The 12,169-nt window shown below is 59.6% G+C and carries 9 protein-coding genes; 7 read left to right on the top strand and 2 right to left on the bottom strand.

Features of this window, described 5'->3' with window-relative positions:
- Window positions 1-73: 73 nt before the first annotated feature.
- Window positions 74-844: an IclR family transcriptional regulator gene (locus AV059_RS00725; protein WP_058991440.1), complete on the bottom strand. Its 771-nt coding sequence runs from the start codon at window positions 842-844 to the stop codon at window positions 74-76.
- Between the two features lie 112 nt (window positions 845-956).
- Here AV059_RS00725 and AV059_RS00720 point away from each other — a divergent pair, with 112 nt between their 5' ends.
- Entirely contained in the window at window positions 957-1,283 is a 327-nt protein-coding gene (locus AV059_RS00720) for an EthD domain-containing protein (RefSeq protein ID WP_058991439.1), read from the top strand.
- Between the two features lie 310 nt (window positions 1,284-1,593).
- A complete protein-coding gene (locus tag AV059_RS00715) occupies window positions 1,594-3,645 on the top strand; it encodes a primary-amine oxidase (protein WP_058991438.1) in 2,052 nt (683 codons plus the stop codon).
- Between the two features lie 59 nt (window positions 3,646-3,704).
- On the opposite strand, the gene AV059_RS00710 is transcribed toward AV059_RS00715, so the two are convergent.
- Window positions 3,705-4,175 carry a VOC family protein gene (locus AV059_RS00710; RefSeq protein WP_058991437.1) on the bottom strand — a complete coding sequence of 157 codons (471 nt, stop codon included), beginning with the start codon at window positions 4,173-4,175 and terminating at the stop codon, window positions 3,705-3,707.
- A gap of 191 nt (window positions 4,176-4,366) precedes the next feature.
- Between AV059_RS00710 and AV059_RS00705 the strand changes: the two genes are divergently transcribed.
- The 5 genes from AV059_RS00705 to AV059_RS00685 all read left to right on the top strand — a co-directional run bounded on the left by AV059_RS00705 (window position 4,367) and on the right by AV059_RS00685 (window position 12,102).
- Window positions 4,367-7,216 (top strand): penicillin acylase family protein, encoded by a 2,850-nt coding sequence (locus AV059_RS00705; RefSeq protein WP_058991436.1) that lies wholly within the window; start codon window positions 4,367-4,369, stop codon window positions 7,214-7,216.
- Between the two features lie 129 nt (window positions 7,217-7,345).
- Entirely contained in the window at window positions 7,346-8,593 is a 1,248-nt protein-coding gene (locus AV059_RS00700; RefSeq protein WP_058991435.1) for an ABC transporter substrate-binding protein, read from the top strand.
- Between the two features lie 8 nt (window positions 8,594-8,601).
- Complete coding sequence (locus AV059_RS00695; RefSeq protein WP_058991434.1) at window positions 8,602-10,626, top strand: ABC transporter permease; 2,025 nt, start codon at window positions 8,602-8,604, stop codon at window positions 10,624-10,626.
- On the top strand, window positions 10,619-11,383 hold the full coding sequence (locus AV059_RS00690) for an ABC transporter ATP-binding protein (protein WP_058991433.1): 765 nt from the start codon (window positions 10,619-10,621) through the stop codon (window positions 11,381-11,383). Before AV059_RS00695 ends, AV059_RS00690 begins: the two co-directional genes overlap by 8 nt.
- Window positions 11,380-12,102 carry an ABC transporter ATP-binding protein gene (locus AV059_RS00685; protein WP_058991432.1) on the top strand — a complete coding sequence of 241 codons (723 nt, stop codon included), beginning with the start codon at window positions 11,380-11,382 and terminating at the stop codon, window positions 12,100-12,102. The genes AV059_RS00690 and AV059_RS00685 overlap by 4 nt, the downstream gene beginning before the upstream one ends.
- The last annotated feature ends 67 nt before the right edge of the window (window positions 12,103-12,169 follow it).

The following is a 12,169-nucleotide window of genomic DNA, read 5'->3' as shown; positions in this document are numbered from 1 at the left end:
TTGGCTGCTACCGCGCACAGAGAAGAACAGTCCAAAAACAGCCAGTTGCCCCGCTAGAACTACGCTGGTGGCCTCATGGATGGGCCATATTGATCCCGATTTCGTTGACAACGCCCAGTAGCAGCGTCGGCAGTTCGTCCCGGAGAATGGGGCCTTCAAGCCGACTTGCCGGGCCGGAGACACTGATCGCCCCGATGGCAACGTCGTTTTCGTCCGTAATGGGGGCCCCGACCGCGTGCAGTCCCTCCACAGATTCCTGAAAGTTGAACGCGTAGCCGCAGTCACGTATCGTTTCGATTTCCTCCCAGAGTTCGTCCCTGTCGGTGATCGTCTGTGGCGTCCGGCCGGGCAGGCCATGCCTGTCGATGGTCTCTGTGATCTGGCTATCCGGAAGGTACGCGAGTATGGCCTTCCCCGCGGCGTGCTGGTGGAGATAGTTCCGATGGCCGACCCGGGCGTACGTCTGCACCGAGTGTTTGCCCTGTGCGCCGTAGATGTGGACGCTCCGGCCGTGTTCTTCAACTGCACACCAGATCTTCTCCTCGGTCTCCTCCGCGAGTTCGTCGACTCTCGGCTTCGCCTCGTCGTAGAGCCGATATTTGTTTCGTGCCACTTCGCCGTAGTCCAGAAAGCGGATCCCGAGCTGATACTCGTTGCCGTCCTCGACGAGGAGACTGTTGGCCGCGAGCGTCTTCATGTACCTGTGCGTCGTACTCTTCGCACAGTCGAGGTGGGCTGTCATCTCCGACACTGTGGCCGTGTCGTTCTCCTTGAGATACTCCATGATCTCGATTGCTCTCTCGATCGTTCCGACCGGCCTGTTGACAGCGGGCGGGGTTGCCATACGTACACACATGACTAATCGGCTTACAAGTGTTTTGTTCGAGTAGCTTGAATCAGTAGCGGCCCTGTCAGATCGGTAAGTAAAAGCCACTCCGAGACGACACCGGGAACGCATGACAAAAATCGTCGACTTGCTCGTCCGGAGAGATGGCTACACCCACGAGGAGTTCGCTGACCGATGGCAAGGCGACCATTCGGACATGGCGAAGGATCTGCCGGGACTGCAACGCTACGTGACGTCTGTGCCGACAGACCCGGAGCGAGCAGCGTACGACGGCGTGCTTGAGTTGTATTTCGAGGATATGGATGCACTCAGTGAGGCGTTCGATTCCGACCTCGCCGAGCGTGTTCAGGCCGACGCGGATGAGTTTATCGACCTGGAGGCCGGCCCCCGACTTATTGTCGAGGAAACGGTCCAGCTCGACGAAAGAGACGACTGAGGCATTCAGGTTCTGCCGGATAGCTCGACCTGGAAACCCCGGTGGCGACCGGCGTTTTGTGTCACTCACATCCGCGGGGCGAGGGTAGATGTGCTATGCCGCAACGTTGTGCTCTCGACCCCGATGGTAATAGCGAGCCACCCTGTCCCAGCGAAGGCTGCCGGGTCTGTGACAACGTGATATCCGGATAGTCTCGATATATTGCGTTACTAATTGTGCCCCTCACCGGGGCACCCCTCACAGCTGCATAGTGTAAATAAAAAAGAAATAGTAAGGTTCTAATATTTCTGTTACACAGATAATGACACGCATGGCAACCGAAATCAGCGAACAGGTTGGTCACCCACTTGATCCGCTCACCCCGGATGAAATTGAACTGGCAGGTACCCTCCTATCCAGCACGAATGAGTTCACTGACGGAGCACGCATCGTCAAGATTGAGCTGGATGAGCCGTCGAAAGACGCTATCACTGCCTACGAAAAACGCGGGCAAGCGATCGAACGGCAGGCGTTCGCGGTCATTCGGGATAGCCCGGAACGGAAGACATACGAAGCAACTGTGTCACTCGAAGACGAGGCAGTCAGCTCGGTCAGGCATATTGAGGGAGCACAGCCCTCCATCGCTATCGAGGAATTCATCGAGTGTGAACAGACGGTGAAAGCAAACAAGGAGTGGCAGACCGCTCTCAGAAACCGCGGTGTCGAGAACACCGGGCGAGCGATGGTCGACCCGTGGTCGGTCGGGTACGATTTCATTCCCGAGCACATTGACCGTGACCGCCGGCTCGCACATGGCCTGACGTACGTACGGCCGAGTGCGGAAGATGGGGATGAGGGCTATGCCAAGCCGGTGACTGGTCTGCACGTCTACGTCGACCTGGACGAGATGTCCGTCGTTGAGGTCGTAGACAATGGGCCTCCAGACGAGGCGCACCCGCTGCCACCCGAGGAGATGGAATATCGTGCAGCGGATGTCGATCTCCGGGAAGACCTGAAACCGTACGACGTTGTGCAGCCAGACGGGCCGTCGTTCGATGTTTCTGGTCACAGCGTCGAGTGGCAAAACTGGGAGTTCCGCGTCGGGTGGACTCAGCGCGAGGGGCTTGTCTTGCACAACATCGGGTACAACGATGACGGGGAGTTCCGCAAAATCCTGCACCGCGCATCACTTGCCGAAATGTCGGTTCCATACGGGACACCAGACCAGAACGACCGGTTCAAGAACGCCATGGACGCCGGCGAGTACAACATCGGTCGGATGGCGAAGTCCTTGGAGAAACGGTGTGACTGCCTGGGCTATATGCATTACTTCGATGCGGTGCTGAACACGATGGACGGTGAGGCCAACGTTCTTCCGAACGCTATCTGTATGCACGAAGAAGACTACGGCCTGCTGTGGGAACGGTCCGACTGGCGCACCGAGAGCGCCGAATCCCGCCGTAACCGTCGCCTTGTCGTCTCGTTCATCGCCGCTGTTGGTAACTACGACTACGGTTTCTACTGGTATTTCTATCAGGACGGCTCCGTGCAGGTGCAGGTCCGCCTGACTGGCATCGATAACGTCTCTGCAGCACCGAAAAACAAGGACGTAAAAGGCTATTCCGAGCTGGTCGCACCCCAACTGAAAGCCCCGATACATCAGCACTTTTTCAACTTCCGACTGGACTTCGACCTCGATGGGACCGGGAACAACGTCTACGAAGTCGAGAACCAGACAGTCCCGACTGGTCCGCAGGGCTTCAGTCCACACGCGGACCCATCGGCGGAAACACCCAATCCGGGTGGTAACGCCTTCTATGCGGCGGAGCGCCAACTGGAGAGTGAACAGGAGGCACAGCGACTCATTAACCCACTTGAGGGGCGCTACTGGAAGGTCACGAACCCAGGCGAAACAAATCGCCTGGGCAACGAGGTCGGCTACCGTATCGAGCCCCACGAGAACGTCAAAGCCGCCCAGCAAGACGACAGTAGCGTCATGCGGCGCTCTGGCTTCGTCAAGAACCACCTCTGGGTTACCCCGCATGATGAGAACGAGATGTTCCCGGCTGGTGACTATCCGAATCAGGCCGAGGGTCCCGAAGGGCTTCCAGTCTGGACGGAAGCGGACCGCGACCTCACCGATGAAGACCTCGTCGTCTGGTACACGCTTGGGAAAAACCACGTTACACGACCGGAGGACTGGCCAGTGTTGCCGGTGCAGATGGCAAATCTCAAGCTAACTCCTGACAACTTCTTCGACCAGTCGGAAGCCCTTGACGTGCCGCCTGAGCACGTTATTAACGAGGGCCACACTGTCCCCTCACGCGACGAGTTCGACGACGAGACGCCGGAAAGCATGGGCGACACTGCCGACGACGACTAATACCCCGCTTCCTGATTTTACCGACCGACGCGTTTTCCCAGAGCGAACCGCTGCAGAGATCACCCGTCAAGTCGGCTGCCATCGACGTAGAGCTTCTCGGCAGGCGGCCGCTCAGCGTCGTAGCTATCGTGATACTCAAACAATTGAAAGAGCGCCCCGGTCGGGTTCGATGGTGGCACAAACGCCTCTGTCCAATCCTGATACTCGCGGTACTCAACGACGCTGTACCCGTTGCGCTCCAGTACCGCTTTCACTGCGTCGACAGCAGCCACTTCGAGCGTGACGTGATGTAGTCCCGGACCGTGGGCCTCGAGATACGACGTGAGGAACGTGTCCGGTGCCTCCGGTGCGATGAGTTCCAGCCGTGACGCGTCCCGATCGAAATCGTACTGTGCCCAACGAAACCGCCCCTCGACGGATTCTTCGATGAGTTTCCGACAGCCGAGTGCGAACAGGAACGGTTCGGCGTCGCCGATGTCCTCGACAGCGATTCCGATGTGGTCGACACGGATCGGCGTCTCCTGCGACATGGCGAGGACTGCGTCAGGCTCCCAATTATATGCTTGGGTCGGACAGTAAGTGTCGATCTCAGTGGGAGGATGCCTTGCCTCCCTGCTTTAATACATCCCTGAACCACCGGTACCGGACCTGAACAGACACACTCGGCTCCGCCCGAAATGTTCCCAAATATTTATTAAATATCCAGACTGTCAACTACGGGATGCCAGCACAGCACCAGCAGTCGTGGCAGCACCTCTCGCGACGATCGCTTCTGAAGACAGGCGCAGCGGTTACCGGCATGACCGGTATCGGAGCCGTGGAGACGGAGTTAGCGTACGCACAGGAAGATGACGCGACGGTCACGATACGACGAGATGACTACGGCGTCCCACACATCTACGCCCGTGACGCTGACAGCCGCGCGCCGGTGTTCTACGGGTTCGGATACGCAACCGCGGCAGACCGACTCTATCAGTTAGAACTGTACCGGCGGTACTACCATGGGACTGTCGCGGCGGTCCTCGGTGCAGGCGATGAGGATACTGACTGGGTCCAGTTCGATATCGAGGCGCGACGCAACACCGCCGGCGAGCCGTCACTTGACGAGCAGGCCGCTGAACAGTTGACCGCGGACCAGCGAGCGGTCCTGCAGGCGTTTACCGACGGTATCAACCGGTATATTACTGAGGTCCACGAGAGCGAGGAACTGGAATTCCATCAGGCGTTTCAGGAACACGGGTTCGAGCCTGAGGAATTTACCACGACGGACGCCGCCGGGATGTTCGTCGCCAGTATGGCGTATTTCAGCGGCTTCCAGCTTGAGACGCTCAGTGCGACTGTTCTCGGCGCACTCACGCAGGAAACCGGGAGCGAACAGCGTGCCATGGCGCTGTTCGAGGACCTGCAGTGGGGTGACGACCCTGGCTGCCCGACCTCGACGGTCCAGCCATCGGATGCCTACGCCCCTCCCTATACTGACGTGGGCGCAGGGCCGACACCCAACGTGGCCGGGGGACAGCAGACAGACAGGGTGACACGCGGGACCAGCGGCCCCTCTGCGACACCGAGTAACATGGTTACCGGTGGGGACTACACGCCGCCATCTGATGCCGAAGGGATGCACGACGGAGAGATAGAGCGGATGCGAACGCTTGCGTCCGGACTCGACAGTCTTGGCCTCCCGATCAAGTACGGCAGTAACGCTCTCGCTGTCCAGGGTGATATCACGGCCAGTGGCGATGCGCTACTGATGGGCGGGCCACAGATGGGGTTCAACACGCCCTCGATAATGTACGAGGCGAGCCTCCACGGTCCGGATTTCGACGTCGCCGGTGTCACCGTTACGGGGTATCCGTTCATCATGTTCGGACACAACCGCAACGGGGCACTGACTTCGACTGCCGGGATCGACAACTGCATCCAGATGTTCACGGAGTCGATCACGACCAACTCGTCCGGTCCGGACACGTACACCTTCCAAGGCGAGGAGTACGAGGTCGAAACAGCCGAGCAGACGATCACTGTCGCCGACAGCGAGGACGTGACGTACACTGAGCGGTTCACACGCCACGGTGTCGTGACCCAGTGGGACCCCGACAACGGGGAAGCACTGGCGCAGACGAAGTCATACGCCGGCCGGCACATGAACTGCTGGCGGGCCTTCTACGAGTGTCAGTTCGCGACAGACGCCGAGGAGTTCCGGGAGTCAGCACAGCGCTGTGACTATGCCCTGAACTTCATGTGGGCCGACAAGGACGGTGACATCGCGTATGTGCATCTGGGTCGGTACCCGGACAGCGAAGCAGTCGACTGGGATACTCGGTTGCCAGCCGATGGAACGGAATACGAGCTCACGTCGGCGGACTACCTGCGCGCGGCTGACGGTGACGTGCCCTATGCGATCAACCCCGACCCGGGATACTCGGCACAGTGGAACAACAAACCCGCGCCTGCGTGGAACAACGGCGATCTGAGCTATTCGTGGTCGACTGACCACCGCGTGCAACGGATCATCAATCTGGTCGAACAGCGGCTGGCACAGGAGGGAACAGTCGATTACGACTTCCTGAAGACTGTCATCTACGACATCTCTTTCACCGACCTGCGTTCGATTCGGTACAAAGACCATTTGCTTGACGCGCTTGCGGATGCAGATCTCTCCGATACCGAACAGCAAGCACGCGACGAACTGGCCTCGTGGGACCACTTCGCACAGGCCGACGGCGAAGACAACGAAGGCCGCCACTCTGCTGGCTACACCATCTGGGATGCGACGTTCCCGCACATTCTGGCGGAGGTTTTCAGCGAGACATTCGGGAGTGCATACGGCCCGGCATCGTACTTCCTCGGCTACGACTACGGTCGCGGGACCCTGATGCGGGTCCTCAACCCAACGGAGACAGCACTGTCAACACAGGCCGAGTACGCCGATGGAGATATCACGGACGCGCTGGTCAGCGCGTTCCGGACCGCCGTGAGCGAACTCGCCGAGCAATACGACGGTGACCCGGCGACCTGGCGGCGTGAGGCGGCCCTGCACGAGTTCGATAACCTCGCGCTGTTCGGGATGCCCATCGGCGTTACGTCCGCAGGGAACACGGCGCTGATGAACCGCGGGACCGAGAACCACGTCGTCCGGCTCAGCGACGACCCGCAGGCAGAGAACATCCTCCCGCCCGGCAACGACGGCTACGTCGCTCCGGACGGCACTACCAGCGAACACTACGACGACCAGCTGGCGATGTTCGAGAATTTCGAGTACAAGCAGCTGTTGTTCGCCGACGCAGATATCGAGTCCGCAACGACTGAAACCCGTGAGTTGACGAGGCCAGCAAGCCCGGCTGACGGTGCCACCGGTGACACGCCGACGAGTGCGGGCACTGCGACAGACGAGAGTACTGTGGCAAGCGGCGCGACAACGACCGACGAAACAGGGAGCACGGACACAGCGACGGAGGCGAACACCGGGACGGACGCCAGTGGTCCCGGCTTTACAGCACTGACTGGTGCGACCGCCGTACTCGGGACTGCGCTGGCGTGGTTATACAGACAGAACGACAGCACCAGCTAGTCACGGCAGCGGCGGGAAGCGGGAGCGACAGAACGCGATAGCGTGCTACTGAACGCAGCGAACATCGTGAGACGCGCCGACAGGGGGCAAGGCTTTAATACGATTTGCTTAACAATAGATAATGAACCTATGTCGAGCGAAGGTACCTCACCAGACAGTACTGTGGGAATCGACCGGTCACGGAGACAGTTCATCGCCGCCGCCGGGGCAGCCGGCGCGCTTGGCCTCGCCGGGTGTCAAGGCGGGTCAACAGGCGGCGAGTCGGCAGTGACTGTCGCGAGTCTGAACCCAATGACTGGCCCGTTCAGTTCTCTCGGGCCGGGCCAGCGCACCGGGGCCGAACTCGCTGTAACGGAAATAAACAACAACGACGACTACGACTTCGAGTTCGAGCTAGTGACGGGCGATACAGAAACCGAGGCTGGCGCTGCACAGTCCGAGGCTCAGCGTGTCGTTCAGGAAGAGGGGGCAGAGTTCGTGTTCGGTGCGATTTCCAGCTCTGTTGCGCTCGGGCTGAACGACTTTGCCGCGCAATCTGAGCATATCTACTTCCCCGGCGGTGCAGCGGTTCCAATCACTGGGTCTGCCTGCAACGAATGGGTGTTCCGTTTTGAAACGAACACTGCACAGATTGCCGAGGCGATATCCTCGTATTCAGTCAACAATCTGGGGAACAACGTCTGGTTCCACTACGCGGACTACGCGTACGGCGACTCGGTGTACAACCGCACGAGCAGGCGTATGGAAAGTGCCAGCGACGACTACACCGAAGTCGGGACATCAACGTCGGAGCTGGGTGCAAGCAACTACGGCTCTTTCATCACGCAGATCAGCAACTCCGACGCTGACGTGGTCGTGCTGGGGATGACCGGTGGTGATCTGGTGAACTTCACCAATCAGGCCGCGGACCAGGGCCTCACCGACCAGATTGCTGTTGTTGGACCGACCCAGACGTTCCAGAGCGTCCGTGCCGGGACTGGGTCGAACAGCGTTGGCACCTTTGGCGGCGCCCGGTACGACCCCTCGCTCGAGACGGGAGACAATCAGGCGTTCGTTGAGGCCTACTCCAGTGAGAACGACAGAGACCCCGGCAACTTCGCCCGCGTCGGCTACGACTCGATGCGGCTGATGGCCAAGGGAATGCACGAGGCTGGGAGCACCGAACCGGGAGATGTCCGAGACGCCCTCGAAGGTGGCACGTTCACAACAGTACTGGGGGACATTACGCTTCGGGAGAGCGACCATCAGGCCACGAATCCGACGTGGATGGCTGAAATCGTCGAAGGCGATGGTGGCTCAGCGGATGTCGAACTCCTTGAGCAGGTCCCGGGTTCGGAGACGCTGCCACCAGCCAGTGACCTCGGCTGTGAGATGTAGGTAGCACAATGGTTGCTGCCGACTTCATCGAACAACTGCTGAATGGCCTCACCCTGGGGATGGTGTATGTCCTGCTAGCCGCCGGACTGTCAGTCATCTTCGGCGTCATGGACGTGATCAACTTCTCCCATGGCGAACTGTTCGCACTCGGTGCGTACTTTTCTCTGAGCATCATTGCGCCGTTCGGTGCGGGGACTGGGTTCTGGATCGCGATAGTGGTTGCACCGGTCGTCGTTGGTCTCATCGGTGCCGCTATCGAGCGAACGACTGTCCGGCCGCTGTATGGCCGCGACCCGCTGTATCATATTCTCCTGACGTTCGGACTTGTGCTCGTCATCAATGACGCGATCCGTCTTATCTGGGGGACACAGCAACGGCAGCTAGCTGTCCCGGAGTATCTGAGCCAACCAGTATCCATACTGGGCGTCCAAGTGTCTGTGTATAATTATTTCATGATCGTCTTCGCAGCGTTGCTCGCGGTAGTGGTGTGGTACCTGCTGAACCGGACAAAGTACGGAATGATCATCCGTGCCGGGTCGCAGGACCGCGAGATGGTTCGGAACGTCGGCATTGACATCGACCAGTACTACACGCTGGTCTTTGGCGTCGGTGCAGCGCTCGCCGCCGTCGCCGGGATTGTCCTTGGCGGCTACCAGAACGTGAACACCGGGATGGGGAACAGCGTCATTATTCCGGCATTCGTTGTCGTCGTCCTCGGTGGCCTCGGTAGCTTCAGGGGGGCCGTCTTCGGTGGGTTACTCGTCGGTGTCGTCCAGACGCTGATGCGGGCCTACAATGGGACTATCCTGGCCACGTTCGGTGATACGACGCTGAGCGTCCCCAATCTCGAAGGCCTGACCGTGTACCTGCTTATGATTGCGGTGTTGCTCGTGAAACCGCAGGGATTGTTCGGAACGCGGGGTGAAGAGTCAGACGGCGAAGGCGAAATTCTCGTCGGCGGGTACGGCGGGGTACTGGCAGACAGCACACGGGTACGGCTCGGCGGCATCGCCGTTGTCGCGCTCGCGCTTGCCCCGATCGCGATTCTGTTCATGGGGGATCAGTACTACCTCGTCGTCCTCAACGAGATCCTCATCTGGGCTATCTTCGCACTGAGTCTCGATATCGTGATGGGCTATGCCGGCCTGGTCCCGCTGGGCCACACGATGTTCTACGGCGTCGGCGCATACACCGCTGCGCTCGTCATGTTGCACTACTCGCAGTCGGTTTTTGTCGTGTTACTCGGAGCGATTCTCATTTGTGCCGCCCTGGCCTGGATCGTCGGCAGCCTCTCGATTCGGGTCTCCGGCGTGTACTTCGCCATGATCACGCTGGCGTTCGCGGAGCTGCTCTACAGCGCTGTGTTCAAGTTCGACTTTACCGGCGGGAGCGACGGCCTGCTCGGCTTCGAGGCGTTCCTCGGACTCGGTACTGTTGGGGCGTCGCTCTCGAACATCGAGTTCGGGCTCCTCGGCTACGAACTCGGACAGCAGTTCGTGTTCTACTATCTCGCCCTGCTCATCGCCGTGCTGTCGTTCCTGTTCGCCCGGCGCATGATGAACGCGCCCTTTGGCAGTGTTCTGCAGTCGATTCGGGAAAGCGAAGAGCGAGCGGAGTTTATCGGGTACGACGTCAACAGATACAAGCGCCGGGCGTTTGTCATCAGCGGCGGCATGGCTGGACTGGCCGGCGGCCTCCTCGCCGTCAGTCCGTCGACTGTCATCATTTCACCGGACCAGACACTCAACTGGATCCACTCAGGGGAGGTCATCGTCATTGCGCTGTTCGGTGGGATGGGCACACTGTACGGTCCCATGATCGGCTCCGGTGTCTTCTTCGGCGCCGAAGAATTCCTTTCGTCGTACACCAACCAGTGGCGGCTTATTATCGGGACGATGTTCATCCTGTTCGTGCTGTTCGTCCCACGTGGTATCGTATCGATTCCGTCCCTCGTCGCACAGCGACTGGAGACGGCCAACAACACGGATGGGTCCGTAGATATGGATGAGCCGGAAGTGAGAAGCGATGACTGAGACTGTACTCGAAACGGACGGACTGACGAAGCGATTCGGTAAGCTCACCGCCGTTGACGACGTGTCGCTGTCGGTTGCGGATGGTGAGTTCAGGAGCGTTATCGGGCCAAACGGGGCCGGGAAGACAACGACGTTTAATCTCATCACTGGCGCACTATCGCCGTCAGAAGGTGTCGTTCGGTTCAAAGGTGAGGATATCACAAACGTCGCGCCACACGAACGGGTCGGCCGCGGACTGGGGCGGTCGTTCCAGATTACGAATGTTTTCGGCGGCCTCACCGTCCGAGAAAACGTGCGTCTGGCAGCCCAGTCCGTCCACAGTGACGAGATCAACTCCGGCGAGGCACTGTTCCGTGATAAGAACGGCTTCGACGAGATTACGAAGCAAACTGGGACGGTACTGGAGCAGATCGGCCTTCGAGACCGGGCTGACGAGCACGCAGAGGCACTGGCATACGGCGACCAGCGTCGCCTCGAACTGGGTCTCGTACTGGCGACAGACCCCGATCTCATCATGCTTGACGAACCAACCGCCGGCATGAGTAGCGAGGAAACACAGGCCACAATGAACCTTATCGATGACGTCCTCTCAGACCGGTCGCTGATGCTCATCGAACACGATATCGACCTCGTGATGCGTGTCTCGGACCGGATTACCGTCCTTACTCGGGGCGAAGAACTCGCAAGCGGGACACCTGAAGAGATCGCAAACAACGAGGACGTCCGCGATGCGTACCTCGGTGGTGTTCGAGAATGACTGACCCGCTACTCTCTCTCGAAGATGTCCGGGCCGGGTACGGGATGACCGAGGTGCTCCAGGGCGTCTCGATGGATGTCGAACGCGGAAGCGTTGTGTCGCTGGTCGGGCGAAACGGGGTCGGCAAGACGACGACGCTCCGGTCGATTGTTGGGAATATCACCCCGACTGGTGGGTCAATAAGGTTCAAGGGCGAGGACATCACGACACTCAACTCCGAGGCGACGATCCGGAGCGGCATCGGATTCGTTCCCGAAGAGCGACGGATATTCCCCGAGCTGACCGTCCGAGAGAACCTCAGAATGGGTGAAATCGGTGCTGAGTCGCCTGACGGGCCGTCAGTCGACGACGTACTGGATATGTTCGAGAACCTCGCGGAGCGAGAACACAAGGACGGGTCGGTCCTTTCCGGTGGCGAACAGCAGATGCTTGCGGTCGGCCGTGCCCTGACTGCCGACCCGGATCTGTTGTTACTTGACGAACCGACGGAAGGGCTCGCACCCTATGTCGTCCGGCAGATAGAGGACCTTATCCTCGAACTGAACGATCAGGGTATCACAGTGCTGGTTGTCGAGCAAAACATCCCGGTCGCACTGGAGGTCTCGCAGTATACGTACATCCTCGAAAAGGGCGAGATCGTCCACGAGGGGACTGCGGCGGAGATTCAGGACAACGAGGACGTACTCGACAGACACCTCGGCGTCGGTGTCACTGACTGACTATGGCGACAATCGGCAGACATCGACCAGATCCCGGTCACTGGGCCGTATAGCGCAACGCCCCGTT

This window comes from Haloarcula sp. CBA1127, from assembly GCF_001485575.1.
Lineage (GTDB): Archaea > Halobacteriota > Halobacteria > Halobacteriales > Haloarculaceae > Haloarcula.
Note: the sequence above shows the minus strand (reverse complement) of the source record. Positions and strands in the feature narration are given on the sequence as shown.

Excerpts from the sequence above, each read along its gene's own strand:
- AV059_RS00725 (WP_058991440.1), bottom strand. The coding sequence starts at position 844 with ATGGCAACCCCGCCCGCTGTCAACAGGCCGGTCGGAACGATCGAGAGA.
- AV059_RS00720 (WP_058991439.1), top strand. The coding sequence starts at position 957 with ATGACAAAAATCGTCGACTTGCTCGTCCGGAGAGATGGCTACACCCAC.
- AV059_RS00715 (WP_058991438.1), top strand. The coding sequence starts at position 1,594 with ATGGCAACCGAAATCAGCGAACAGGTTGGTCACCCACTTGATCCGCTC.
- AV059_RS00710 (WP_058991437.1), bottom strand. The coding sequence starts at position 4,175 with ATGTCGCAGGAGACGCCGATCCGTGTCGACCACATCGGAATCGCTGTC.
- AV059_RS00705 (WP_058991436.1), top strand. The coding sequence starts at position 4,367 with ATGCCAGCACAGCACCAGCAGTCGTGGCAGCACCTCTCGCGACGATCG.
- AV059_RS00700 (WP_058991435.1), top strand. The coding sequence starts at position 7,346 with ATGTCGAGCGAAGGTACCTCACCAGACAGTACTGTGGGAATCGACCGG.
- AV059_RS00695 (WP_058991434.1), top strand. The coding sequence starts at position 8,602 with ATGGTTGCTGCCGACTTCATCGAACAACTGCTGAATGGCCTCACCCTG.
- AV059_RS00690 (WP_058991433.1), top strand. The coding sequence starts at position 10,619 with ATGACTGAGACTGTACTCGAAACGGACGGACTGACGAAGCGATTCGGT.
- AV059_RS00685 (WP_058991432.1), top strand. The coding sequence starts at position 11,380 with ATGACTGACCCGCTACTCTCTCTCGAAGATGTCCGGGCCGGGTACGGG.